Source organism: Coleofasciculus sp. FACHB-1120 (assembly GCF_014698845.1).
In the GTDB taxonomy this organism is placed as follows: domain Bacteria; phylum Cyanobacteriota; class Cyanobacteriia; order Cyanobacteriales; family FACHB-T130; genus FACHB-T130.
Window position 1 is genome coordinate 14,094 of record NZ_JACJTV010000005.1, and the last position, 24,990, is coordinate 39,083.

General features: G+C 47.6%; 20 protein-coding genes and 1 pseudogene. 8 read left to right on the forward strand and 13 right to left on the reverse strand.

Annotated elements, in window-relative coordinates; genetic code table 11:
- Positions 1 to 62: 62 nt before the first annotated feature.
- Together H6H02_RS07085 and H6H02_RS07090 are read left to right on the forward strand one after the other, a co-directional pair.
- Complete coding sequence (locus tag H6H02_RS07085; protein WP_190816049.1) at positions 63 to 287, forward strand: DUF433 domain-containing protein; 225 nt, start codon at positions 63 to 65, stop codon at positions 285 to 287.
- The gene (locus H6H02_RS07090) at positions 284 to 616 is read left to right on the forward strand and encodes a DUF5615 family PIN-like protein (RefSeq protein WP_190816051.1); all 333 of its coding nucleotides are present in this window, start codon (positions 284 to 286) and stop codon (positions 614 to 616) included. Before H6H02_RS07085 ends, H6H02_RS07090 begins: the two co-directional genes overlap by 4 nt.
- 92 nt (positions 617 to 708) lie before the next feature.
- On the opposite strand, the gene H6H02_RS07095 is transcribed toward H6H02_RS07090, so the two are convergent.
- Positions 709 to 1,467, reverse strand: a complete 759-nt coding sequence (locus tag H6H02_RS07095; RefSeq protein WP_347342577.1) for an SIMPL domain-containing protein — start codon at positions 1,465 to 1,467, stop codon at positions 709 to 711.
- Between the two features lie 264 nt (positions 1,468 to 1,731).
- Between H6H02_RS07095 and H6H02_RS27015 the strand changes: the two are divergent.
- The 3 genes and pseudogenes from H6H02_RS27015 to murI all read left to right on the forward strand — a co-directional run.
- Positions 1,732 to 1,876: pseudogene (locus H6H02_RS27015) on the forward strand (cation:proton antiporter); the annotation flags it as partial.
- A gap of 539 nt (positions 1,877 to 2,415) precedes the next feature.
- On the forward strand, positions 2,416 to 4,338 hold the full coding sequence (locus H6H02_RS07105) for an N-acetylmuramoyl-L-alanine amidase (RefSeq protein WP_190816054.1): 1,923 nt from the start codon (positions 2,416 to 2,418) through the stop codon (positions 4,336 to 4,338).
- A gap of 40 nt (positions 4,339 to 4,378) precedes the next feature.
- Positions 4,379 to 5,236 (forward strand): glutamate racemase, encoded by an 858-nt coding sequence (gene murI, locus H6H02_RS07110; protein ID WP_190816056.1) that lies wholly within the window; start codon positions 4,379 to 4,381, stop codon positions 5,234 to 5,236.
- A gap of 116 nt (positions 5,237 to 5,352) precedes the next feature.
- On the opposite strand, the gene H6H02_RS27550 is transcribed toward murI, so the two are convergent.
- A complete protein-coding gene (locus tag H6H02_RS27550; protein ID WP_277922526.1) occupies positions 5,353 to 5,481 on the reverse strand; it encodes a hypothetical protein in 129 nt (42 codons plus the stop codon).
- Between the two features lie 621 nt (positions 5,482 to 6,102).
- Here H6H02_RS27550 and sds point away from each other — a divergent pair.
- Positions 6,103 to 7,074, forward strand: coding sequence for a solanesyl diphosphate synthase (gene sds / locus H6H02_RS07115; protein WP_190816058.1), 972 nt, complete (start codon positions 6,103 to 6,105; stop codon positions 7,072 to 7,074).
- Positions 7,075 to 7,225: 151 nt separating this feature from the next.
- Here the strand turns inward: sds and H6H02_RS07120 are convergent, their stop codons facing one another.
- The 3 genes from H6H02_RS07120 to uvrC all read right to left on the reverse strand — a co-directional run bounded on the left by H6H02_RS07120 (position 7,226) and on the right by uvrC (position 12,821).
- Positions 7,226 to 8,665, reverse strand: a complete 1,440-nt coding sequence (locus tag H6H02_RS07120; RefSeq protein WP_190816059.1) for a GUN4 domain-containing protein — start codon at positions 8,663 to 8,665, stop codon at positions 7,226 to 7,228.
- 83 nt (positions 8,666 to 8,748) lie between these two features.
- Positions 8,749 to 10,680, reverse strand: coding sequence for a hypothetical protein (locus tag H6H02_RS07125; protein WP_190816061.1), 1,932 nt, complete (start codon positions 10,678 to 10,680; stop codon positions 8,749 to 8,751).
- Between the two features lie 179 nt (positions 10,681 to 10,859).
- Positions 10,860 to 12,821, reverse strand: coding sequence for an excinuclease ABC subunit UvrC (uvrC, locus tag H6H02_RS07130; RefSeq protein ID WP_190816064.1), 1,962 nt, complete (start codon positions 12,819 to 12,821; stop codon positions 10,860 to 10,862).
- 367 nt (positions 12,822 to 13,188) lie between these two features.
- Here uvrC and H6H02_RS07135 point away from each other — a divergent pair, with 367 nt between their 5' ends.
- Positions 13,189 to 13,362 (forward strand): hypothetical protein, encoded by a 174-nt coding sequence (locus tag H6H02_RS07135; protein ID WP_242040602.1) that lies wholly within the window; start codon positions 13,189 to 13,191, stop codon positions 13,360 to 13,362.
- 34 nt (positions 13,363 to 13,396) lie between these two features.
- Here the strand turns inward: H6H02_RS07135 and H6H02_RS07140 are convergent, their stop codons facing one another.
- The 8 genes from H6H02_RS07140 to H6H02_RS07175 form a co-directional block, all read right to left on the reverse strand.
- Positions 13,397 to 13,864, reverse strand: coding sequence for a response regulator (locus H6H02_RS07140; protein WP_190816066.1), 468 nt, complete (start codon positions 13,862 to 13,864; stop codon positions 13,397 to 13,399).
- Positions 13,865 to 15,114: 1,250 nt separating this feature from the next.
- Positions 15,115 to 15,765 carry a PEP-CTERM sorting domain-containing protein gene (locus H6H02_RS07145; protein ID WP_190816069.1) on the reverse strand — a complete coding sequence of 217 codons (651 nt, stop codon included), beginning with the start codon at positions 15,763 to 15,765 and terminating at the stop codon, positions 15,115 to 15,117.
- Between the two features lie 321 nt (positions 15,766 to 16,086).
- Positions 16,087 to 16,962: an NF038130 family PEP-CTERM protein gene (locus H6H02_RS07150; protein WP_190816071.1), complete on the reverse strand. Its 876-nt coding sequence runs from the start codon at positions 16,960 to 16,962 to the stop codon at positions 16,087 to 16,089.
- 804 nt (positions 16,963 to 17,766) lie between these two features.
- Positions 17,767 to 18,936: an LL-diaminopimelate aminotransferase gene (locus tag H6H02_RS07155; protein ID WP_190816073.1), complete on the reverse strand. Its 1,170-nt coding sequence runs from the start codon at positions 18,934 to 18,936 to the stop codon at positions 17,767 to 17,769.
- A gap of 105 nt (positions 18,937 to 19,041) precedes the next feature.
- Positions 19,042 to 19,365, reverse strand: a complete 324-nt coding sequence (locus H6H02_RS07160; RefSeq protein WP_190816075.1) for a thioredoxin family protein — start codon at positions 19,363 to 19,365, stop codon at positions 19,042 to 19,044.
- An 814-nt stretch (positions 19,366 to 20,179) separates the two neighbouring features.
- Positions 20,180 to 20,956, reverse strand: coding sequence for a PspA/IM30 family protein (locus tag H6H02_RS07165; RefSeq protein ID WP_190816077.1), 777 nt, complete (start codon positions 20,954 to 20,956; stop codon positions 20,180 to 20,182).
- Between the two features lie 244 nt (positions 20,957 to 21,200).
- Positions 21,201 to 21,956, reverse strand: a complete 756-nt coding sequence (locus H6H02_RS07170; RefSeq protein WP_190816079.1) for a PspA/IM30 family protein — start codon at positions 21,954 to 21,956, stop codon at positions 21,201 to 21,203.
- Between the two features lie 161 nt (positions 21,957 to 22,117).
- Complete coding sequence (locus H6H02_RS07175) at positions 22,118 to 23,521, reverse strand: SPOR domain-containing protein (RefSeq protein ID WP_190816081.1); 1,404 nt, start codon at positions 23,519 to 23,521, stop codon at positions 22,118 to 22,120.
- 158 nt (positions 23,522 to 23,679) lie between these two features.
- Here H6H02_RS07175 and H6H02_RS07180 point away from each other — a divergent pair, with 158 nt between their 5' ends.
- A complete protein-coding gene (locus H6H02_RS07180) occupies positions 23,680 to 24,249 on the forward strand; it encodes a DciA family protein (RefSeq protein WP_190816083.1) in 570 nt (189 codons plus the stop codon).
- Positions 24,250 to 24,990 lie beyond the last annotated feature (741 nt).

Genomic DNA, 24,990 nt, shown 5'->3' on the forward strand with positions numbered 1-24,990 from the left:
CCCAGTCTAGCTTTGCACTGGCGATACTATGTATGGACATCAACGTATTTCACTAAAGACTCATGGACTACCGCAACATCATTACGATTGAACCGGGTAAGCGCAGCGGTAAACCCTGCATTCGAGGAATGCGAATCACGGTGTACGACATCTTAGAATATCTCGCAAGCGGAATGACCCAAGAAGAGATTCTAGAAGACTTTTCTGAACTCACCTCCGAAGACATCAAAGCTTGTCTTGCTTTTGCCGCAGATCGTGAGAAAAAGCTATTCGTGGCATCCTTGTGAAACTGCTTTTGGACGAAAACCTCTCCGACCGAATCGTTCCCCAGATTGCAGATTTGTATCCCGACTCAGCACACGTTAAAACCCTGGCACTTATCCAAACTGAGGATGTGCTGATTTGGGAATACACCAAAGCGAATGATTTCGCCATTGTTTCCAAAGACTCTGACTTCCATCAACGGAGTCTTCTCTACGGTCATCCGCCGAAATTCATCTACCTTCGCATTGGCAATTGTTCAACCTATAGAATCGTGCAAATCTTGCGGGACAATTTCGACATTATCAGCCAATTTGGAGACAGTGAAGCGGAAAGTATTCTGGTGTTAGCATAAGGCGTTGTCGTTCATGCGCGATCGCAAGTTGTCCTAAAATCCATTATCGAATTCCTCAGAAATATCAAGTGGGCAAAAGCCCACAGATATTCCTAATAAGTAATTTGTAGAGTCACCGATGCCTCTACCTGTTGTTCTCCACCAATCACGGGTGTAGACGCCTCTACCTTCCCAGATCGCAAAGCCATGTCAGCTAGGGGCATTGGGGGTGGCGGCGTCGCAGAAGCACCATTGACTTGGATGTTCACGACTTCCCGGCGGGTGAGATTCAGGGCACTCAAAACAGCATCAGCTTGCTCTTGGGCATCTTGAGTCGCTTCGCGCAAAGCTTGCTTTTGAGCGGTCGCGATCGCACTATCAGCAGCAATAAAACTAATGCCTTCAATCCTCGTCGCCCCAGCTTTCACCGCTTCATCCAGAAGCGTTCCGGCTGTTTGATTATTGACTCGAAAGCTAACGATGTTGGTGGCGGTATACCCAGTCAGACGCTGGACGTTGTTTTCGTAGCTGTAAGTCGGATTCAGGCTAATGCCGGTGGTTTGTAATTTTTCGACATTGCGAGATTTTAGCAACTCCACCACTGCGGTCGAGCGTCGTGCTGCTTCCTGCTGCACATCTGCCGCCACTTTACCCTGAACCTCAACCCCCAGCCGCACCAGCGTTAACGTTGTCGCAATCGATTCTTCTCCCCTGCCAGTTACAGTGATGGTTCGCAACATTTTCTCTTGGGCGATCGCTGGATTAGTCATGATTACACTTAAAAGACCCACGGCGAAAGAGAGTGCCTGACGCTGATACCAGGAACTTGCGGGAAATGGAACGGTTCGATTCATTGGCTCGTGTTTTTTCATACTAGAACTGCATTAGCAGCTTTTCCGGCATTGCCGGTGGTATGTTCCTAATCTGCCACTACCGCAGCCAAGAAGTGTAAGCAGTTACCGTTTTAGCAACTCAGAGGATCGAGTGAGTAACAAGGGGAAGCTCGATCCATCGCTCTGTCCACTGCCATCTGGGGTATGGTAAGTATTTATACTTTAATTTCAGCGGCTGGATTCAATTGTGCGATCGCGCAGCAAAATTGACCACACTCTATCCAACTCCACCCAATCCATCAGATCAACCGATTAGCGATTGGCATCGGGATGATTCTACGAGGCGAAGCTGGGCGAGTCTTTGCCTCTGTTGTTTCTACCAGCAGTGCTTTGTCTCCGCAATTATTGATGATGGTCATTTTTACAGGTTTATTTAGCACCTCTGTGATTACGGTTCGTGTTTCAGGAGGCGGCATTGGTTCCTGCAAGGGAAAGCGATTAGTCATTAGTGGGTAGTGGGTAGTGGTGGTATACAATCAACACCTACTAGCTACTACGTAGTACCTACTGGCAAAAAACTAACAGTGAACGGTTTTTGTGAAACTTAAGTCACTTTATCTACGTCCCTTGGGGTTGGTTATTGGATTCAAAAGGTTTCTCTCGCTTTGAGAAAAGTGCTGACTCGCACGACTTGGGGATAGGCAGCATCAAGACGTCATCATTGCCAAACCCTGGGAGCAAAAATCTCTGATGAGAGACTCCATACACCAGGCATCTTCCGATGGCAATTGGCTTTTTCCAGCGAAAAAAGTTATGCCTAGTCGATTATTCTGCATTGCGCCCAAAGTCGTGATATTGTTCAACCCAGTCTAAAATCATTTACTTTGTTTACTGCAATGCACCGGATGTGAACCGAAAACATCCGAAACAGGTCTACAGCGTACAGGCCGATTATTACGGTCTTTGCCTTTTTCAGGAGCAACGATAGTGAGATTTTACTGGCTATTACCCAGTTTCTTGAGCATTTTTCTCGTTTCACTTCCCGCTAATGCAGCGAGACTGGTGTATTGGCGTTTTGATGCCAATCAGAACCGACTAGACTTTAGAACGGATGATGGAGTTCAACCGCGAGCGCAACTGCTTGCCAACCCGACACGTGTAGTCATCGATCTGCCCGGTACCAGCTTGGGACGCCCAACAGCAACTCAGCAGTTGCCTGGATCGCTGCGTTCTCTGCGAGTCGGACAGTTTGAGGGCAATACGACTCGGATGGTAATTGAATTAGACCCTGGTTATACCCTCGATCCAGAACAAGTGCTAGTTCGAGGAGCTTCCCCCAGCCAGTGGTCGGTGCAATTACCAAGGCCCCAACGAGTGGCGCAGGGGCCAAATTCTTCACCCCGTCAGCCGATTCCCAATCAATCTCCTAGAAATCCTTCGCCGCCCCCAGTGCTGAGTCGCCCACCGATTCGTCAGACACCTCCAAACGTAACAGTTGGGTCGCTTGCTCAAATCGAAGATGTGCAGGTAACGCGAGATGGGTTTTTCCTAAAGACGAATGGGGGTCGCCCGCAGATTATTAAGGTGAACCGGAGTAGCGATCGCAAAAACATTACGTTTGACCTACGAGGCGCAACCCTTTCCCGCAGTCTTTCATCGCCTTCTTCGACGGTGAATCGCTATGGTGTCAGTCGCATCTTATTGTCCCAAGTCGATACTTCACCCTCAATCGTTCGCGTCACGATGAACGTGACGAGAGAAGGTCCAGACTGGCTAGCAAGTGTTAGCGATTTTGGTGGCATTGTCATCTTGCCGAAGGGTACGAGTGCTGGCGACATTGAAAGTCCGCCACTGGCTGGAAATCAACCCTCTCCCAGTTCGGGGGGGTCTAGACCGCCTTCAACTCCACCAAACCGACCCGTCCCCACCAACCGTCCGAATAATCAGTTAGCCACGATTCAATCGGTTGAACTCGCTTCTTCTGGAACCCAGTTATTAATTCGGGCGGATGCGTCTGTCAGGTACACCGGCAGATGGGATGCAAGAGAGGGAGTTTATCGAATTACCATTCCTTCGGCTCAGTTGGCTGACCGAGTTAGGGGACCTCAATTGGATGCCACCACTTCGGTACGGCGGGTGCGTTTGCAGCAGCAAGACTCGCGGACTGTGGTCATTCTGGTGCAACCAGCCTCAGGGGTGCAGGTTGGGGAACTCAATCAGGTGAGCGACCAACTTTTAGCACTGCAACTGCAACGAAGTCGCCTTGGATCGGTAATTCCCCCCACAAGTCCGGTTCGGGTTCCGCCCACGGGGCCTGTTCGCGTGCCGTTGCCAACGACTAATAATCCGCCTTCACCATCACGCCGCCCCCGCATTGGACGATTGGTTGTGGTTGTAGACCCCGGACATGGTGGCAAAGACCCTGGAGCCATCGGCTATAGGGGTCTACGAGAGGTCGATGTGATTTTGCCGATTGCACAGCAGGTAGCGGCATTGCTGGAGCAACAGGGCATCCAGGCGGTGATGACGCGAAAGGATGACTATTTCGTAGACTTGCAACCGCGAGTAACGATGGCTGAGCGAGCCAATGCTGATTTATTTGTTAGTATCCACGCCAATGCAATTGGTGGGCGTCCCGATGTACAGGGGCTGGAGACTTACTATTACTCTAGTGGAGCGCGTTTAGCGCAAACCATTCACAATAGTATTTTGCAAAACGTTGATATCCGAGATCGAAAAGTACGGCAGGCGAGATTTTATGTATTGAGGAAGAGTTCGATGCCCGCTGTTTTAGTGGAAGTTGGTTTTGTTACCAGCCCACAAGAGGCTGTTAAGTTGGCTTCGCCAGATTACCAGAGCCAGATGGCAAGAGCGATCGCTCGCGGGATTCTACAGTACATTCAACAATAAAGTCTCTAAATGTCGGGTTGTGGGGAGTGGTTGATTAATCATGAATCAGGAACAAATAACAAATGAGGCTCTTCAACGAGCCAGAATTGGGATTTTTGATAGCGGAGTCGGCGGGCTGACGGTATTGAGAGAACTTTACCGGCAGCTGCCATCCGAATCGATTCTTTACTTTGGCGATACGGCTCGACTGCCCTACGGCACTCGCTCTCAGGCAGAAATTTTGCACTTTGTGCGCGAAATTCTCATCTGGATGATGCAGCAGGGCGTCAAAATGGTGATCATGGCGTGCAACACCAGTTCTGCTCTCGCTTTGGAGGCAGTGCGGTCTGAGTTTTCTCTCCCGATTTTGGGAGTGATCTTACCGGGTGCCCGCGCGGCTGTTGAGCTAGGCAATCGGATTGGGGTCATCGCCACCCCAGCCACTGCCGCTAGCAACGCTTATCGCCGCGCGATTTTAGAAGTTGATGCCACTGCCCAGGTTTGGCAAGTGGGCTGCCCAGAGTTTGTGCCGGTGATTGAACAAAACCGCATCCATGACCCTTACACCCAGGAAGTGGCGCGGGAATACCTGGCACCGTTACTGCACCATCGGATTGACACGCTTGTTTACGGCTGTACCCACTATCCTCACTTAGCCCCCGTCCTCAAGACAATTCTGCCTCGGTCTGTAAAGCTATGCGATCCGGCAGTTCATGTAGCGGCTGCGGCTGCTCAAGAGCTGGATTTACTCGGACTGAGAAACACCCGCCCCCCTCTAGCCACTCGATTTGCTGTGAGCGGTTGTCCCGAACAGTTTGCAAAACTTTCAGTACAATGGCTGGGGTGTACGCCTGCGGTAGAAAAAGTTTATTTACCGACAGTACTACATCGGCAATTACCGCTAGAGCTAAGTGAGTAGCAGTCAATTGAAGAATGGGTTCTTTAATCTAAAATGCCAAATCCCAAATTTGGCTGCTAATCACGGATGGATGAGGTGAGCGTGCCGCAAACTGCTAATCATTACTGTCGCGATCGCTAGGGTACGGACTTCGTCCTACCCGCACCTTTCACAGTTCGCTGCGCCAGAATCAACAGCAGGTAAACGGTTAATAAATAACCAGTAGCTAAAACCGGGATAATCAGAGGCATATCATTATACGTCATAGTGTCGCACAATCACAAGTAGCGGAATGTAATTTTTTATACGAAGTTTTTTCTCTAAGAGAACGCCCACAAGTCAAAACTTGAGAACATGGCTGGCTTGAGAATAGGGTTATCCATAGGAATGATGGAGGTCGCGATCGCCCCCAAAAATCCTGAAATTTAACGAACACCCCAGAAAATTGATAAAAAGAGTCTGGGGATTTTATCAGCAATTCCGTAGATAGCAAGCTAATCTACAGTGCCTGTTGAAAGTCCTTTATTTTGAGATGGCTAGTTTTCCTAGGGCATTAGCGCTAGAAAAAGATGCAGGAAGCCGGAAATGCTACCGCCTACCAAAAATCCGCCATCGTTTGCCAATTTATTACAAACACGTAAGTGTTTTCTGTAATTTTTTGGCTCAGTAAGTTATTAAGCTTTTCAAATCCTTACATACTAGAGTAACACAAGATCCCCAAGGGGTAGGAGGGATTTTTTTAGATACTTTACAAGTCGATACAATTTCAAAAAAAGGCGATAGGAGCATCTTCTAAGGAACAAAACTTCCCTGTGGGGGAGCATTAGCTTAAAATAAGGGAAAGGAATGTAAAATTTCGTAACTATTAAGCCAGAGTCAGCTGATCCATGACCTCAGTGACCTCCCTCTTTGCCCCTGTTGAATCAGACCTACGTGTTCTGACGGAGAATTTGAAAAAGCTGGTCGGTGCCCGTCACCCCATCCTGTATGCGGCGGCAGAACACTTATTTGGGGCAGGAGGAAAGCGCGTTAGACCCGCTATCGTCCTGCTGATATCGCGGGCAACCATGCTGGATCAAGACATTACCCCACGTCACCGACGTCTCGCAGAAATTACAGAAATGATTCACACCGCTAGTCTGGTACATGACGATGTGGTGGATGAATCCGAAGTAAGACGCGGTATTGCCACGGTTCATAGCCGGTTTGGCAATCGCATCGCTGTGTTGGCGGGAGACTTCTTATTTGCCCAATCATCTTGGTATTTGGCAAATTTGGATAACTTAGAAGTAGTGAAACTGCTCTCAGAAGTGATTATGGATATGGCAGAAGGAGAAATTCAGCAAGGGCTGAATCGCTTTGATGCCAGTATGTCCCTCGAAGCTTACTTAGAGAAGAGTTACTACAAAACCGCCTCGTTAATTGCTAACAGTGCCAAGGCGGCTGGACTACTCAGTGATGTCTCCCAGGAGACAGCAGAAAATTTATATCGCTACGGACGTCATCTCGGCTTGGCTTTCCAGATTGTGGATGATATTTTTGACTTCACGGGTTCGACAGAAGCTTTGGGTAAGCCAGCGGGATCGGATCTAAAAAGTGGCAATCTGACAGCACCCGTGTTATTTGCCTTAAAAGAAAAACCTTACCTGGAGGCGCTCATTGAGCGAGAGTTTACAGAGGCGGGAGATTTAGAAGCAGCGATCGCCTTGATTGAAGAAAGTCAGGGGATTGAGCGATCGCGCGAATTAGCCGCACATCATGCCCAACTCGCCGTTCAACAATTGGCAGATTTACCGCACTCGGAGTGCCGTCAAGCGCTAATTGACATGGCTGAGTATGTGTTAAGTCGTCTTTATTAAGGAGCGTAGATTTATTCACCCCGATTTCTTGCGTAGGGGCACGTTCTGTAGGGGCATCGCCTTGCTATGCCCCTCAGCCTAAATAAGTGTAGTGTTAAGTTATTTGAGAGACGTTTCTCAGAATGAATCACTGCCAAGAAGCCATTCGCCATTAGCAAATTTTACACTTGGCTAGTCTTGCCACCAGAGAAGAACATACCAAATCCCAGCGACCCAATCCAGTCTCTTCTAATCCCCCAGCGGGAAGATGACCCGATGGGGCAGAATTTCCGGAGAAAGTGAGATCCGAGTAATTTAACCAATTGCCTTTGACACGCCAACCCACTTGGTCGCCAAAACGACACCAAGTGGCATAGTCAAAGTTAGGTTTTCCGCCAATCTTTTCCCAAATGCGCTTCTGGACAGTAAAGCCAAAGCGCCCGTCGCTGTGATTTACCCAGAGTCGATCGATTGTACTGAGGTGTTCGCAGGGAAATTTTTGAAAATCTTCAACTCTCAGCCAGCCTTCTGGTTCTCGATGGGAAATTTTAAGCAGGAGCATTCGTGTTTCCCGATCTGCTTCCTTCCAGTTCCGGGCGGTAAGGAAATCCCGCAGTTTGCTGTAATTTATGCCCGATGTCCTGAGAGGAGCGGGGGAGGAAGCCATCGTGGGTACAGTCGTGACCCTAACATCCGAAGGTTTAGCAAGTGTAGAGTTAAAGGCTTGCAGAACCTCGGAGGCAGATTTATAGCGATCCTTCGGTAAAGGCTGAAGCAGTTTATCCAAGATTTGCCCTAACTCTTGACTAACAGTTGTGCCATCTGGCAGACGCTCGCGCCACATCCAGCGACACTCTAGCGGTTCATAAAGACCATCAGAACCATCTAATTTTGGAAGAGATTGGGTAAGCAGACAAATGCAAGTAACGCCGAAACTATAGAGATCGCTAGCAGGGTAGGCGTGACCGTGCATTTGTTCCATCGGCGTATATCCTAGCGTACCGACCGTTGTCCCCACTTTTCCCATCGTTGTTTCTGTCACCAGTTTGGAGACGCCAAAATCAATCAAGACTAATTTGCCGTTTCGGTGACGACGCATAATATTCTCTAGCTTGATATCCCGGTGAATCACCCCACGTTCGTGAATAAATTTGAGGATGGGCAGGAACTCAGCCAAAAGCCGTCTAATTTTTTGTTCGCTAAAAGCTCCCTGAGTTGCTAATTCTTGACGTAAAGTGAGTCCCGCAATCAACTCTTGCACCAGATACAGGCGTTTCTCTTCTTCAAAGTGAGCCAGCAGTCTGGGAATTTGGGGATGTTCTCCCAGTTGAAACAATCGCAGTGCCTCCTGGTTAAACATTGCGGTTGCTTTTTCCAGCGCCTTCGGATTGGCTTGAATCTCTGAGGAGGGTAAAAATTGCTTTACCACGCAGGGCGCATTCATACAGTCAGTATCTACTGCCTGATAGGTTCTGCCAAAGCCGCCACTGCCAATCGGTTTGAGGATGCGGTAGCGTTTTCTCAGTAATAGTACAGAGCCACATCTTTGGCAAAATTTATAATCGTCTGGATTCTGGCGATCGCGGCAATTAGGATTGAGACAGTAGATCATACCCAGGCAGGATTCAGCAGGTTGAGTCTATCCTAGTTCTTCCCAGAAGGGTGACACAGGGGAAGTGGCTGCGACAACTGCGGCTATTGTTTGGGGAATTTCTTGCCGACTTCTCTCAAGTCGCCTCTGGATTCTGCGATCATTCGATTGGCATCTGCGTCATAGCGGACTCGCACCTTGCCCACGTCCAGCACAGCTGCCATCCCCGTCCCCGTGATAGTTGCCACAGGCGGGATTCCCCTGCCGACAAAGGTAGCGATCCAGATTTCGGTATTTGCGCCGGAAATACTGACTTGCAACGGATCGCCAGTAGTCACTAGCGCCGCCTTCGGGTGCAGCACCCAGCCTTTGAGGTAACTGTCTCGATCGCCGCGCAGCAAAAAAGTTGGCAAACCGCCTTCCATTCCAACCGTTGCAGAGACACCACCATCGCCTTTCTCGTCTCCAAGGTTGAGCTGCCAGGTATAGGTATGCTTCTGTTTATCCCGAATTCGATCGAGTGTTGCCAGTACCGCTGTACCATCAGTTTTAGAATCAGTTTTAGAAAAGTTGACCAGGAGGTGGCGCTTGACGCTGCTTAAGCCCAAACTGGCGTATTTCTCCCCACCGTCGATGATGACGTAACCGCCATCTGGGGTGGAATTGAAAAATTCACTTTTTCCAGTTGTACCGCGATCGCGCTGCGCTTTTCCGTCCACTAAGAGGGTGCTAAAAGTAGCAGGGTTGCCAGAAACTTTGGCAGGTCCTCCGATGAAATGAGTATTGTAGGCAAGTAAGCCAAGTTGGAAGGCTTCTGACTGATCCCAAGCATTCTGGTGGCGATCGGTATCTGCCATCACCGACACGAGGATATCGTTCTCATCTTGCCAGCGATCGCGGAAAAAGTAAGCTCCTCTTTTGTCATCCCCCACAGACGAGGGAAACACACCTGTTGGATTAAAGGAAGGGGCGCTTTCTGGGTAATAGATTAGCGACCAGATCGTTGCGCCCCTCTGTTTGTCAAATTTCTCGGCTGGGGTACCTGGGGCATCTATTCCCATGTGCCGATCGTAAAAGTAGCGGTAGAAAGGCAATAAGCGTGGGGGTACCGATCCCAGGAGGAGACTCGTCCAGCCTTCGTCACCGATGCCTGCACCGGATACGCCAGATTGAAGAAAGTAGCGATCGCCCGATTCATTCATCATAAATCCACCGGCGTACATGACCAGTTTCCAGAAATGTCGCGCGGCAAAATCGGCGTCAAGGTCAGCATCCCCAACACTCCGGAGGGCATAAACAGCTGGAACTAAAAAAATCCCTGCATAACTGTCATAACCAATCCCTTCCTGACTTAAGCCCAACTGACCGTAAGCGTTGAGTAAGTGAGTTTTTAGCCACCCCTTGAGCTGACTGTATCGCTTGGCGCGGTTGCCTTCCTCGTACACAGCCAGCATCATCACCAGTTCCCCACCCCGACAGACTGCTACCCAGTTAGAAGCCATTGCTGGATTACTGAGGTTGGGGTGGCGGAAATTCTCCCAAGTATCGAGGGCGATGTTAATTTTGTCTTTAATGTAATCTCGCTGCTGTGGAGTCCAACCGCGATACGCCCAATCATAGGCGATCGCAAAATTTTGTCCCACCGTCGCCCTAGATAGCCCATACTGCGCTTCCGGCAGGCGGTTATCCGGGTCTGGATCTCGGTGGATGAGGTAGAGGGCTTGGTAGGCAATCTGTGCATACTCATTTTCATTTGTCAATAAGTACAACAGCGCTGCTTCCCGTGCCAGATAGGAACGGGCATAGTTCCAGTTGCCGTCATTCGGGTTGCCATCATAAATGCGCCAGTTGTTCTGGGTTACTCGCGCTTTCAGGGCATCGAATGCTTGCTGATGATGCGATCGCGGCACCCGAATTGCCGATCGGATTTGTTCGAGCCGTCTTTGAGTTAGAAATAAACGTGGGTGTGCTTCGTCAGCTAGCACCTTGAAGGGCGCTAGAACTATTAGCAAACCGATGAAGATACGGCTTTTCACCTCTTTCGTCCTCTACGGTTTAAATTTTGTCTACAGCAATCCTCTTTGATTTGTAAGATATTTTTTTAACGAACCGCCAAGGACGCAGAGGACGCGAAGTAAGAGAGGGAGAGAAAGCAGAGGATTTCATGAATCACTTAAGATTGCTATTGAAATCAGGGTGAATCGCTTTTGGCATTTCAAGCCGGATGGAAATAATCGTAGATTTCCTGGGCTAACTTAGGGCCAACACCAGGAGCCTCAGTTAGCTGCTTTGGAGTTGCTTCGCGGATATAATCAATGGAACGAAAATGCGCTAAAAGTTGTTTCTGTCGCTGAAAGCCCAATCCGGGGATTTCATCTAAACGCGATCGCCTCAGTTTATCGCTGCGCTGCTGACGGTGGAAACTGACTGCAAATCGGTGCGCCTCATCCCGCAGTCGCCGCAACAACTGTACCCCTGGTTGTTCTGCATCTGTCTGTAACGGTGAAGACTCACCGGGTACAAAAATCTCCTCTCTCTGCTTGGCAAGACTAACAACTCGCAAGTCTTCCATTAAATTCATCTCTTGCAGTACGGCGACAACCGATGAAAGCTGACCTTTCCCGCCGTCAATCATTACTAAATCGGGCCAATCGGGATTCCCAACTCGCTGCATTTGCGGATCTTCGGCATACTTGCGGAAACGTCGCTGGATAACTTCCGCAAGACTGGCAAAGTCGTCCGAGTGACCGGCAGTAACGGTGGGATTTTTAATTTTATAGTGGCGATAGTGCTGCTTTGCAGGTATAGCGTCAATGAAGACTACCTGAGACGCGACAGCATTGGCTCCCTGAATGTGGGAGATATCGTAACCTTCAATCCGGTGGGGTAAGTCGGGTAGGTCAACAATGGCGGCTAAATCTTCCATTGCTTGGGTATTGCGATCGCCTAATCGTTGCATCCGCACTAGTTCATACTGAGCGTTGCGCTCTACCATCTCAATCAATTCTGCCTTGGTTTGCCGTTGGGGAGCAAGTAGCGTTACTTTTCGCCCTTTTCGCTCAGTTAAAAATTCTGTGAGCATTTCCCCTTCTGGCAACTCGTGCTGCACTAGAATTTCTATCGGGATTTCTACGGACTCCGCATTTGCGTAATGTTCCTCTAACACCCGCTGCAAAATCGCTCCCGGCGTCCCCGATTGAGCTTCCGCCACAAAGCCTAAACGACCAACCAGTTTTCCCGCACGCATTTGGAATAATTGAATGCAGGCGTGTTGGGCGTCAGCCGCGAGAGCGATCGCATCCCGCGAAACGGTGTCATCTGGCAAAGACACTTTCTGATCTGCACTCAAAGACTTTAACCCGGCAATTTGGTCGCGCATCCGAGCTGCTGCCTCAAAGTTTAGCTCTTCAGCTGCCTTTTCCATATTCGCCGTTAAAATATCAATCAGTTCTCCAGCTCGTCCTTGGAAAACCATCGCGATTTTTTGGATTGTTTTGCGGTATTCTTCTGGTGAAATCAACTTTTGACATACGCCTGGACACCGCCCTAAATCGTAGTTCAGACAAGGACGATCTTTAAATAAAGGTTGCGGACGCTGGCGGATTGGAAAGAGCCGTTTTGCGATTCGTAACGTGTTTCTCAGCAAACCTGCATCGACAAATGGACCGTAATATTTATCTTTCTCTTTTCCCAGACGCCGATTGCGAGTAATGAAAATGCGGGGATATTCTTCCGACCAAGTAACCAGGACATAGGGATATTTCTTATCATCTTTGAGCAGCACGTTAAAGTAGGGTTGATGCTGCTTAACTAGGTTGGCTTCTAGGGCGAGTGCTTCGGCTTCAGTGTCGGTGACGATAAATTCAATTTCTGCGATTTGCCGCACCATCATCATAATGCGATCGCTCAATTTTTGAGAGTCGCGGAAATAAGAGCGAACTCGCGATCGCAATTTTTTCGACTTGCCAATGTAGAGGATGCGATCGCTCACATCCTTCATAAAATAGACCCCTGGTTCTGGCGGAATCTCTTTCAGACGGCTTTCCAGGCGCTCTGGCTCTTTGAGAAGCGGCAGAATTTTTGTAGATGCGATCGCTCCTTCAGCCGATAGATAGCCAGCTTGATTTGTGGTGGGAAATAATTCGTTCCCATTTCTTAGGATTTGCGGATCTGTCATCCTATATACACTCCTTGACAGCAGCAGTTGTTAATTTTTAGATCACGCCCTTGAACAAACAGTAACGGATTTCCTGCCTCGTAAAATTTCGTAACAACCATTTTTATTTAATTTCAAATATCAGTGTAAATCCGTACTTCATGTTTTTATCGACTTCCCGACTCAGTAAAAATTCGCATTATTTTTTATTCTTAAAAGCTGCATATCTTTCCGGAAATTAGTTAAGCTTTGTTGAAGTCATTACCAGGTTAGATAAAGTTATAACGAATAATGCCAATCTTTCAACTTTTAGGTTGAGATTGGTTTTAAAATGCTGCTACAACAACATTTTTTGCTAAGTCACCTCCCCTTGGTTCAAATTATGAAAATGGAAGAGTTTGAGACTCAATATCGGAACGCTATGGATGACACGCTCAACCAACTCCAAACAGTGATTTTGTTATTGGCACAAGTAGAATCTCAGGTTAGGGGAATCAGTTCTTCTGTGCAAAATCTAAGCCTCACTGTGGAAAAATATATTAACGAAAATAAAAGTAAATAACGATTGATTTAATTCCCAGAAGTTTACGAAGTCGTTAACGAATTTCTTCTGCAATCGCTTGTCTCAAAGAAACTAGATTGACAGGTTTCACAAAGAACTGACGTGCCCCCAAACTAATGGCACGCTCTTCATCTGCTTGAAAAGCATAAGCGGAAACGACAAACACGGGAATGTGGAGCCAGTCTGACCCTTGTTGGATTTGCTGGAGTAGCGTATAGCCATCAATGTCTGGTAACTTTAAGTCTAGCAAAACTAAGTGAGGCTGAAAGTCAGCCATCGTCTGAAAAAAATCAGCCCCCCCTGCTAGGGAGAAAACTTGGTATCCCAGATAACCAAGATAGTCGCTTAGCAGCTGTCGATTCGTTTGGTTATCCTCAACGAGCAAAATTCGTTTAGGAGACGATTCAGCACTGAAGTCTGAATTCGAGTTGAATTTTGAGCGTTCAGTCTCACCGCTCCCGTTAAATCTGCCTGGGAAGATAGTTAAAATTGATACGATCATTAAGTGAATCCGTTGCACTCAGTGTAGCTACAACTTTATTAATAAGTTATTCGATTAACAATAGATCAAAGTTGAATGGCACTTAACTTTTGCCCCGAGAGACTGTCTGAGAAGTGTCAAAATTCGTTTTTGTCCCCCCAGCCCCCCGAAGAGAGCGCCACTACGCTAGAAAAAAGGCGGACAATCAACTCATGAGTTCACCTTTTGAAGGGGGATTTAGAGGGAGCGAAGGTGCCGCAACGTAGCAATAGAAACTTTTCAGACATCCTCTGAACTAAAGTACCCTACCATTCGCGAACGCTAACGGGAACGCGAATGGTAACCTTCTTGGGCAACGGGCTAAGAGCTAAAGTCAGTTAAAACTGACCCAAATACTGCCAAAGCAAAAGCTTTCAACCTGTTTTAACAGGCTGAAAGCTTAAGGTGAGAGATTTACCTCAAGGCTCTTATTTTAGTTCCATTCGATCAAAGTTCAGGTTTAGGCGAACTTAAAAATCGACGTGCTGGGGTATTAGCAGGATACTTATCTTTTCAGTATGGCTTAGGGTATGTCAGGCTAAGGGAATTCCTAGTGTCTGAAAAAGTTTCAGCAACGTTGTAATATATAGCACTCCCAGCAAAGTCAGAATGAATTCAGATAAGCGAGTAGTTTGCCAAGACAATTTTGATGATTTGTTCCAGAGGTCATGAATGGCGTCTTTATGGTAAACAAACCCTTCAGATCAAGCCGGACATAGTGCGAGACGAGTGACGCCTGAAAAGCATCTTTTCATCCCTCAGTTGTTCAAATTAGACTCCTAAACAAGTTAGCTGTTTCGTTCCCATGATGCTCCAGAAGCTCCAAGACCAAGGATTCTAGGAACACTGCCTTCGGGCGCATCTCGTTTTTAAAAACATTATTTACCATTGAGAACTCTACTCCAACCCTCATGAATCAGAATTCTTCCTTATCTTTGCTCCGAAAAGCGAGGAGATTGAAGGGGGTACGGGGAGAGTGAATCTTGCCTTGTTCCGTGAACCGGGGATTGAGGGGGTTCCTCCATTACAGAAGTATCTGTTTGAGGTAATTGGTGAAATGGTATCACTTGGAAAAATGCCTAAAAGAAGTGGGTAAAAATGGAATTTATCTCTTACCGTAAACAGTGAGAAATGAGGTGGTATTCCGGATTGCAAGCAACGCTTAAATTACAACAAAAAAAGGGAGCAGATAGCTCCCTTTTTTTAGCCTAAGACTGTGAAAAGTGCAAAATTTATGCTGCTTTTTGCAACTTGCGCTTAGCAGCAAAGAACCCACCCAAACCAATTAAACCCAACAATGCGGAAGGTTCGGGTACGTCGAGGGGTGTTGCCGTCTGGGAAACCTTGAAATTCACAGATGCCTGAACAGGTATAGATCCAAAAGCAGTACCCGATGCAGAACCTTCACCAGAAATATTACAGGTACCACTTAGGCACACTTTAATCTTATCGAACTCATAGTCTTTGACAGTCAAGATATCGGTAATCTTGTTGTAAGAGAAATTAAATGTAGAAAGAAAATCGGTTTGACTATAGCTTAAACCCTTGAAGATGGAGCCAAAACCGCTAAAAGAATTGATGGAACCATTATTACTGAGGTAACTACCAAAATAATTTCCTAAATAACTGAAAGGATTATCTATGGTTAGTTCTGAATCTCCTTCATCTTGCAGCCTACCGCTGAGATTATCGATAATGTAGCTCTTGTCTACATCTAGAGTGAAAGGTATTGTCCCAAGGAATGAAGAAACAGTGGCATCAACCTGCCCAACATAATCGAGTTTTGTCAACTGGGCTGCCTCAACAGGAGACATACCAATTGTGCCAAAAGTGACAACGGCTGGTCCCGCAGTAGCGATTGATAACTTTACATTCTTAAACATTTTGACGTCTCCATCAGTTCTAGGATTGTGCTTTTCTACAGCAACCGCAACCAGACATTCAGGCGTATTTTCGGTTTCCTATTTCTGGTGCGACTGAACTTCTTGGCACCCTCAGTATATTTGTCTATTTTTTTACTGTATCTGTCATAACTTAGTTGAATTTACGGGGAAGTTGGTAAAGATACCGTAAATTTACTGTGATGTTTGTATAAAGAAAAAATCGGCCCGCCTCTTTCTAGTGACGGTGCCGATAAATTTACGATTCTTAGCGAACCATTGACACTGCTAGCTTTTTATATAGAACCGCAGTGACTGCAGAATTTAGGCTTTTTTCAGCATCTTGCGCTTGGCAGCAAAGAAACCACCTACACTTAGCAGACCCAGCATCGCTGAGGGTTCGGGAACTGATTCTGTTGTGGGTGGAACCCCATCAATTGTCAGTTCGTAGTTGCCGGTGTGTGAGGACTTTTTGCCTGTTTTGTCAAACTCACCTTTTTCATACAGTCCAGAGTTTGTGGCAAAGAAGTTGTATTTATATTCAGTCTTCCCCTCATAGGTGACTTTGACAACTTCGCTGGCTTGGAAGCCCTTTGGCACAAAAGAATAAAGGGTACTTAAATCGCTGTGACCCGCTAGCCCAAAGCTAATCTTGCCAGTAGCATCGTCTTGGTTGACATAAGAGATATTGGCGTCACTTGATTTTTGGAATCCGCCGCTGCTCAAAAAGACGTTATACAACAATGCGTTTGCAGTTTGCCCGGCCTTGCTGACGAATTCGCTAAACCACTTGTTAGCAAGGTTTGACGCTCCATAGGCTGTAGTATAACCCGTGTCAGTTGTAAACCAGTCTAGCCCTGTCAGACTGCTGAAGGTAATATTTTTGCCGCCAATCATTCCGCTCAAGCTAGTTACCGGAGCGTTTTTAAAGGCGGTCAGGCTTTTATATGTGTTATTTTCGCTGCTGGAAAATAGCTCTACGTTTCCAGTGGGATTGCTGCTATCGCCACTCAAGATATTGGTCAAATCAGCGGATGGATTGGCATAGGTATAACCATCCTTCGAGTCATATTTGATGATGTCAGTTCCCGTGATGGTTGCGCCTGTGAGGGTTCCAGCAAATGCTGGGGCGCTAGCGATCGCACTGAGGCTTGCCAACACTGAAGCGCTGAGCAAAATTTTCTTGATAGTACCTGTCATTTTGTGTGTCTCCACAAGTTTTCTGTCTAGATGAGTTTTGCTTGATAACGCGCACAGTAGCTAGGGCGCGGTCAGTTTTAGATCGGGGTTCACAGTTCTAAATAAGCAGGAACTATGATAAATAGCCCGTTTTTTTAGCCTGGTCTTGTTATTTGCCTGTCTGTATCTAATATATTCAAATAATCTGTCTTAATTAGTAAACTTTTGATGATCTCTAGTAAAGTTTGAGTAAAAGATTGGAGGGGAAAAACGATTTGATTTCCCCGTATACTGACCGTAAGAATACAGGTAAATCACAGACATAAGCCTAAAATCAGGAAGATATCTAAAATTGAAATTCTGTCAAGAGTAGTTTCCAGGAGCATAAGCTATTCGGCATTTAAGCTACATAACCTTTAGGGGCATTGCCAGTCTTTAGTTGTTCCAGAGGCAAGCGATCGCCTCTGTCCGTCTGGTGCTACCGCTTTCTGATAAGGCTGAGTGCTGAAGACAAAGCATCTATTTGAATCTAGGCTGCATTAACTGCCTAAAAACTTACTGTTTCTAACTAGATTTTGTACTTCCAGTTATTTCTTATTTCGCGAAATTTATAGAGATTTCAAAGAACTGACCGTAAATTTACCGTAAATTTACGGTTATGTTGAACGCTTCAAAAAAATAGCTCCGCTCTCTTTTTGAGGTGAAGCTAATCAGCTATTGTGCATTTAATTTGACTATTTACTTGGCACCGAGGGGCAGGCGTTAAGTCTTGTCAGGCGCAAGTCTTATACTTGCAGATGTTTTAGGCAGCGATCGCTATCATTTTCACTTAGACATTACTGGGGATATCTTTTCAACCGCCATTTCTAATACCTCTGGATCGTGTACCAACGCAAACCGTACATATCCTTCTCCAGATTTACCAAAACCGGCACCGGGTGAGGCAGCAACGCCAGTAGTTTCTACCAGATGGGTGCAAAAGCCGATGGAGTCCTGTGCCCACGGTTCTGGCAATTTAGCCCAAACATACATGGTGGCAGATGGGGTAGGAACCTCCCAGCCAATTCTGTGAAGCGCTTTGACAAAGGCATCCCGGCGTTGGCGGAAGGTTTCAACTGCCGCCTTAACACCCTCTTGAGAGCCACTCAGGGCAGCGATCGCTCCATTCAAAATTCCTTGGTATTGGTTGAAATCAACTGCCGCTTTCACCTGGCGCAAGGCGCGGATCAGATTTGCATTCCCAATTGCGTAGCCAATGCGAAAGCCGCCCATGTTATAAGACTTCGATAAAGTAAAAAACTCGATCGAGACGCTTTTTTCGGGGTCGGCTTGTAAAATCGAGGGAACCGCAACGTCTTCAAATACGAGATCGGCGTAGGGAAAATCGTGAACCAGCACTAGATTATGACGCTGGCAAAAATCAACCGCTGTCTGGAAAAAAGATAAGGGCGCGATCGCAGTTGTGGGATTGTGAGGATAGCTCAGTACCATCATCCGTGACTGAGCCAAAACCGGCAAGGGGATCTCCTCAAACACCGGCAAAAACCCATTTTCCGCCCGTAGTGGCATCGGGCAAATTTGACCACCGGCTAGGTAAACTCCTCCCGCATGGGATGGATAACCTGGATCAAGCAGTAAGGCAAAATCCCCTGGATTCAGCACTGCCAAGGGTAAATGAGCGGTGCCTTCCTGGGAACCAATCAGGGTCAGCACTTCGGTTTCCGGGTCAACCGGAATCCCGTATTTCTGGGTGTACCAGCGAGCGGCAGCTTGACGAAAAGCTTGAGTGCCGTGAAACAGCAAATAGCCGTGGGTTTTGGGGTCAGATAAAGATTGGGCGATCGCGTCGATAACCCGATCTGACGCCGGTAAATCGGAGGAACCCAGCGATAGATCGATGATGTTTTGTCCCGCTGTCCTGGCTGTTGCCTTTGCCCGATCCATATCGGCAAACACATTGGTTTGCAGGGGTTGTAAACGCTTGGCGAACTGCATATTTAGTCTTTAGTCCTTAGTCCTTAGTCGCTAGTCCTTAGTCTGTTGTCCGGTGTTTTTTGTCTCTCACCGAGCGATGACTAATGACGAATGACTACTGACTGTTTACAGGTGAGTTTCCAGGATACTCATTAATTTCTGCTTCCCAATCGCTCCCTCATAAGATTCAATCACCTCACTGTCCTTAAACAGCCTGAGAGCTGGAAGACCTTCTACTTTGTACTTTGCCACAGTTTCGGGATTGGGGTCGCTTTCCATTTTCACGACCTTGAGGCGATCGCCATAAGTTTCCGCAGCGGCTTGCACGGCTGGTGCTACGAGGCGGCAAGGGCCGCACCAAGACGCCCAGAAGTACACTAATACTGGCTGAGTGGCTTTCAGGACTTCTGTTTCAAACTCTGCATCATTAATTGAGATTGTGCTGCTCATGTCACCCCCGATTGACATTTATATTATTGCTTCACCTACTTAACACGGTATTCAAAACCGTTGCCAGTGGGCAGGAAAGCAATCAAGGTTTACGCCTTATTGATTGTAATACAGTACCTCAGGCGGTTCGTTGGGAATGGGGGTACATCAAGGAAATTTGCGATCGCACTTGATGAGTACAAAAGCTTTATTCAGAGCTGTAATCTGGACAGTTGTATCTGTATTTTCTTATTTCAAGTAGTTTGAAGTTTATTTTTTAAGCGAACTTATGTCTAATTACTAACAACTGATTCACGGCTTTGTCAAAATTAAATCACCGACTTGGGCATGCTCGGCATCACCAATCTTTACCCCTATGGCATCAATGATGCTCACTTTAGCTAAAATGCACGCCAGCAAGCGAAAAGTCATCCTAAAATCTTCAACTTGCCATGCTCCTCAACGCAGAAAACACACCCGAACGCAGGTAGTTCAACCTACAAAAATCTTCAATTTAATTGCATTCGCCTACTTCAGTCGAATGGCACTAACTTAAGAGGAATGTCGCTGACTTCAGCCCTAAACTAAAGTTTTGTCTATCTAAAAGCTAAAATCCGTTTCAATGGGTTCAAAGACTTACAAGTAAGCTAAAGCTTAGTTTAGCTTTAAGCCGGAAATTTATTTTCAGGGTGCTTGCCTCAGTGTAATTTGCCTTAAGTCATTCAATTATGGCAAGATAGACGCTCCAAATCCCATCACCAATGAGTGTCAAATGGATGCAGAGCGGTCTATCAGAGCTTTGATTCGTAGATAAATTATCGAAAAGTGCAGGAGCCTACAGGTTATCCAATTGCTTTTTCAGGTCTTCTAATTCGTTGTCAACTGCGGAATTAGATTTAGGGGTAGAGGAAGTGGTTGGGTTTCCTGCCGGTAGTTGCGCTTGAGTGGTGGAAGAACCAGCCAACTGCGCTTTCATTGCTGCCAATTCGTCATCAACATCGTTGCCAGATTCGAGCATGGCAAATTGCTGATCTAAATCATTCCCTACCAACTCTCCAACCGCCGTGGAACGAGCTTCTAGTTCCAAAACTTTTTCTTCCATCCGCTCAAAAGCACCCATCGCGTTGCTGGTATTCAGCCGTCCGACTGCGCCTTGCAACTGCTCCTGAGCCTTGGCAGCTTGTGCCCGTGCCTTGAGCATATCTTTCTTGGTCTTGGCTTCGGAAATTTTACTTTCTAGGGCAATTAGGTTGCGCTTGAGGGTGTCCACCTGAGTGGTTTGCTGATCCAAGCTAGCTTTTAGGGTAGCGGCAGTGTCAGCGTTTGACTTCTTGCGTATCAGCGCTTCTTTAGCGAGATGTTCATCGCCTTTTTGTAGAGCTAACTGGGCACGTTGTTGCCAGTTGTTTGCTTCAGTTTGGTTTTGGTTGTATTGTTGCTGAGTCCGTTTTTGGCTGGCAATGGATCTGGCAACAGCCTGACGCAACTGCACCAGGTCTTCCTGCATATCGATGATGGACTGTTCCAGAATTTTTTCTGGGTCTTCAGCCTTGCTGACCACATCGTTAAGATTGGCTCGGACGACTCGGCTAATGCGATCGAATAATCCCATGACGCTGTTTATCCTCTTGGCGTGTACTAATGTAGGTATTTCCAGGCTCTCTTCGTAGCCTTGAGCAAGTTCAATTTAGGAGGTCAGATTTTCCATCGGTGCAGTAGTCGGCAATTGTTCCAAACCCCATTTCTAGTCTAGGGCGCTAGGCAAGAGTGACTTGGGCAACCTTCAGGAATCGTTAAAGACCCAACACTTTTCTTCCTAGTCTAGAAACTTCTAGTCCAAAGCGGTAGTTTCCAGATCAAGAACTTTCCAGTTGGGATCGGATTTTTTGTAATTCGGCATCTTGGCTAGGGTCAAGTGCCTGCTGACTAGACGGCAGTTGCGGTGCTTCGGTGCCTTGGCTCAGCTGAGCTTTCATAGTAGCTAATTCGGTATCAATATCCCCAGCATCTTCCAGGGAGAGAAATTGCTTTTGCAGGTCATCGCTTCCGAGTTCAGCGATCGCTTCTGACTGTGCTTCCAGTTGCAAGACTTTCTCTTCCATGCGCTCGAAGGCGGTCAGGGAACTGGCAGTGTTGACACCACCTAGCATCTCGTTAATTTTCGCAGATGCTTGAGCTGAACGAGCGCGGACGATATACATATCTTTTTTCGTCTTGGCTTCAGAGATTTTGCTTTCTAGCGATCGCATATCTTGCTTGAGCCTGCCGACGACTTGATTTTGCTGATCGATCTGCGCCTGCATTGCCTCTGCGGTTTCCTGATAGGATTTGCGCTTGGTGAGGGCTTGACGAGCTAAGTTTTCGTCACCTTTTTGCAGTGCTAGTTGGGCGCGATTGTACCATTCTTGGGAAGTAGACTGCGCTTGGTTGCATTGTCGCTCAGTCCGTTTTTGGGTAGCGATCGCTTGAGCTACCGCCTGTCGCAGTTGAATCAAATTCTCCTGCATTTCCATGACCGTTTCTTCCAGGATTTTTTCTGGATCTTCCGCTTGTCCAATCAGACTGTTGATGTTGGCTCGAATTACTCGCAAGATGCGGTCGATCAATCCCATGTCAGTTCTCCATTCACAACGCACGGGTTCAGTAGAGCGCGGTCACGCGATCGTGAAAACGGCAGCGAACCCCTAAAAGCAGTCGCCCTCTTAGGGCATCGCAGTCCCAGTAGCAACGTTAACAGAATGCTAGGTTACTTTCCAACTCAACCACCTCCAGCTTAAGGCTGATCGACCGCCGCAGAAATCCCCTGTGTCTGAAGCTCTTTGACTAATGTTTGAGCCTGAGACTCTTTCTTAAACGCACCGAGATAAATTTGAGTGCCTTCTGGTGATAAATAGGCATCGGGAACCACCTTTCGCGCCTGTTGCAAGGAGCTTTCGCCATTGTATTTTACAAACACATAGTAGAAGCCCTCTGGATTCGGCGCAGGAGTTGCCGCAGCAGTCGGGGAGGGTTTCACACTCGGTTGTACGCTCGGTTGTCCAGAGCGGAGCCGTTGTGGCAATCCTGGCAGAGGGCTGGCGGGTGTAAGGGGCACTGTCGCCGCTGGCGGCAGACCTGGGAGCGGCACCGAGCCAGATTGCCCAGCCGAGGAGTTGCCGGGGGTAGGTGAACTGGGTAACGGGGAAATTGTTGGCACCGCTACTTGGGTTTTGGGTAAGCCTGCCACATTGGATCTTGGAGGTGGACTGGAAGATGGCAAAGTGCTTAGGGTATCCAAATTTACGTCCACAAATTCGTCAGTCGCCAGGTTTGGACCGCTTGGCGCAGCTCCGGCTGCTGGGGCATTGGTGGTTGGAGTTGTTGCAGTTGGAGTTGTTGCAGTTGGATTTTGAGTAACAGTGGGCGTCTCTGACTCCCCGAAGCGATCAAAACCCAGAAAACTGAGGCTGCCCGGATTCGTCACCAAATAGCCTAAGGTGGCAGTTGAAAATAGCAACAACAACATGGAACCAACCCCTAGGGGAGTCAGCAGGCTATCCAGAAAACTGCGTTCTGAGCGACGAGGCGTTGACGCCTCTTCTTCCACCAAACTTCGCAGAAGTTGTTCGGAAGATTCCAGATAGTCATTTGGAGGGACGTGGGTTGCAGTTGGATTAACGAACTCCGGTGGATTTGCTGCGGGTTCTGGATGCCAATCTGGCTCCTGGGGCGGCGTGGTGAGGGTTGCTAGTTCCGCCGAGGGAGCCGATAAGTCAAAAGATGACGCAGGTCCGGGCGGTGTATACCATGTTTGATTCTGGTTTTGATTCTGGATGGTTGTCTCAACTCCTTTGCCTTCCAGATTGGCTGCCTGTGGTGGAACGCTGGCTGGCGGCGGGGGTGGTGGGGCAGCTGGTGGTGGGGCAGCTGGCGACGGGGGTGGTGGCGGTGGGGTGGGCGATTGATTCCTGCCACCTGTAGCCGTCACAGAAATTAAATCGATAGGTTTGTTGCGAACCCGATCGTGATTCATGCGAGGGGCAGGCGACGTCCCACGTCCCCCTCGTTCGCGTCGGTATCGAGATAATTCTTCTTCTAGCTGTACGTCGAGACTGCCCAGAGCTGCCTGCAAGGCTGGGTTGATGGACTGGGCGGGGGAGGGGCGGGTAGAAGACTCAACCGAATGACCTTGACTCATAGCTTTAGCTACTGACGAATCTTCGAGAGCTGACGGATCTCTTTATTACACGCTGTTTTTTGCTTCAAGGCAACCGTAACCCGAATCTGCTGTCTTGGTTTTGAGTACGATCGAGCATGAGGACGGATCGTTCTGCCATTTAGCGGGGGATTTGTAGGATGTCTTTTAAATCTCTTCATCATATCTTAGGGTCTATCGAAAATCAGGCGGCGTGGCAGGCTGGTCAAGAATTTCAGCGGTTACTTCAGTGTTGGCCTTCGGTGGTGGGAGTGGCGGTACAAGCTCAGACGCGACCGATTTCCATATCGAGAGGCGTTTTGTCGGTTGCTACATCCAGCGCTGCTTGGGCACAAACGCTGACTTTTGAGCGTCAGCGGATCTTGCAAAAGTTGAATGCCCATCTAGGTAGCAATTTGGTTGATATTCGCTTTTCGACGGCTCAGTGGCAGAAGAAGTCTGGTTCGAGTCGTTCCGGGTATGCACAGGAACAATTGTTGGCGTGGCAAGAGCATCCTAGTCGAGTTGCTGAGGGAACCTCTTCACCGTCGTTGAGCCAGAAGACGAAACCGAAAGAACCCCACGAAGCTTTTCAACGCTGGGCGGAGGGAGTGCGAGAGCGATCGCAACATTCACCGCTTTGCCCCCAGTGCCAGTGTCCCACCCCTCCAGGAGAACTCCAACGCTGGGCTGTGTGTGCCCTGTGTGCGATCAGGCAATGGAAAGGCTAGCTTTCAGTAGATTCGGTGCAATTGAGCCGAAACAGGGATTGGTCGTAGGTCGCGGGAAACACTTGCTTTCTGTAGTGGCACCCCTCATACCCTACGAATCCTCTGCATTGCTTGATTTTATTCAGGTTTAGCTGCTTAGTCCCTCATTCAAATCGGAATGTGAAGTTGTTTTGTAGCTTACGTAACAGATGTCAGTTTCCTCCCCGTTACATCTTGTAACTTAGACCGCTGTGTAGCCTTCTGTGCGAAAGCCTTCTCAGGCAAAGCGTTTGTGCCCTTGCCCTGGATTTATAGCGTCACTTTATTTCCTGATGGCTTCGCCCGTACTCTGACGTGCTTACTTGCCCTTTTCTTCCCCAGTAGTGGCAGGCAATGTAATGATTTTATTTACCCGACTCAGGCTGACTCAGAGAATTTTCGGAGAAAAAATCTAGATTTAGTTGAGAAATGCAAAGTTTGCCATTTAAATCAAGAGATAAAAGACTGAATTAAAGAGCTAAATTTATTTTTTTTGAGAACGAATACCTTCAATGTTTCTCTTGATCCCCATAGGGTTTTGTTAAAAAATAGTATTGTTCGTGAGACTAAACGCTTTAGATAAATGTGTCTGTTTTTAATGCTCTATGTATCTGTCTATGACCAAAAGCTAAAGAAAATCTAAATCAGTATTTATACTTGGGGATCGCTAGAACATAGACGGGGAATATAGATTACCTAATTCCTAACACTACAACCGCTAAT

What these genes read in the sequence shown, in the direction of transcription:
- H6H02_RS07085 (WP_190816049.1), top strand. Translation starts at nt 63, where the DNA reads ATGGACTACCGCAACATCATTACGATTGAACCGGGTAAGCGCAGCGGT.
- H6H02_RS07095 (WP_347342577.1), bottom strand. Translation starts at nt 1,467, where the DNA reads ATGAAAAAACACGAGCCAATGAATCGAACCGTTCCATTTCCCGCAAGT.
- murI (WP_190816056.1), top strand. Translation starts at nt 4,379, where the DNA reads ATGAATCAGGAACAAATAACAAATGAGGCTCTTCAACGAGCCAGAATT.
- H6H02_RS27550 (WP_277922526.1), bottom strand. Translation starts at nt 5,481, where the DNA reads ATGACGTATAATGATATGCCTCTGATTATCCCGGTTTTAGCTACTGGT.
- sds (WP_190816058.1), top strand. Translation starts at nt 6,103, where the DNA reads ATGACCTCAGTGACCTCCCTCTTTGCCCCTGTTGAATCAGACCTACGT.
- H6H02_RS07120 (WP_190816059.1), bottom strand. Translation starts at nt 8,665, where the DNA reads ATGATCTACTGTCTCAATCCTAATTGCCGCGATCGCCAGAATCCAGAC.
- uvrC (WP_190816064.1), bottom strand. Translation starts at nt 12,821, where the DNA reads ATGACAGATCCGCAAATCCTAAGAAATGGGAACGAATTATTTCCCACC.
- H6H02_RS07135 (WP_242040602.1), top strand. Translation starts at nt 13,189, where the DNA reads ATGGAAGAGTTTGAGACTCAATATCGGAACGCTATGGATGACACGCTC.
- H6H02_RS07140 (WP_190816066.1), bottom strand. Translation starts at nt 13,864, where the DNA reads ATGATCGTATCAATTTTAACTATCTTCCCAGGCAGATTTAACGGGAGC.
- H6H02_RS07145 (WP_190816069.1), bottom strand. Translation starts at nt 15,765, where the DNA reads ATGTTTAAGAATGTAAAGTTATCAATCGCTACTGCGGGACCAGCCGTT.
- H6H02_RS07150 (WP_190816071.1), bottom strand. Translation starts at nt 16,962, where the DNA reads ATGACAGGTACTATCAAGAAAATTTTGCTCAGCGCTTCAGTGTTGGCA.
- H6H02_RS07155 (WP_190816073.1), bottom strand. Translation starts at nt 18,936, where the DNA reads ATGCAGTTCGCCAAGCGTTTACAACCCCTGCAAACCAATGTGTTTGCC.
- H6H02_RS07160 (WP_190816075.1), bottom strand. Translation starts at nt 19,365, where the DNA reads ATGAGCAGCACAATCTCAATTAATGATGCAGAGTTTGAAACAGAAGTC.
- H6H02_RS07165 (WP_190816077.1), bottom strand. Translation starts at nt 20,956, where the DNA reads ATGGGATTATTCGATCGCATTAGCCGAGTCGTCCGAGCCAATCTTAAC.
- H6H02_RS07170 (WP_190816079.1), bottom strand. Translation starts at nt 21,956, where the DNA reads ATGGGATTGATCGACCGCATCTTGCGAGTAATTCGAGCCAACATCAAC.
- H6H02_RS07175 (WP_190816081.1), bottom strand. Translation starts at nt 23,521, where the DNA reads ATGAGTCAAGGTCATTCGGTTGAGTCTTCTACCCGCCCCTCCCCCGCC.
- H6H02_RS07180 (WP_190816083.1), top strand. Translation starts at nt 23,680, where the DNA reads ATGTCTTTTAAATCTCTTCATCATATCTTAGGGTCTATCGAAAATCAG.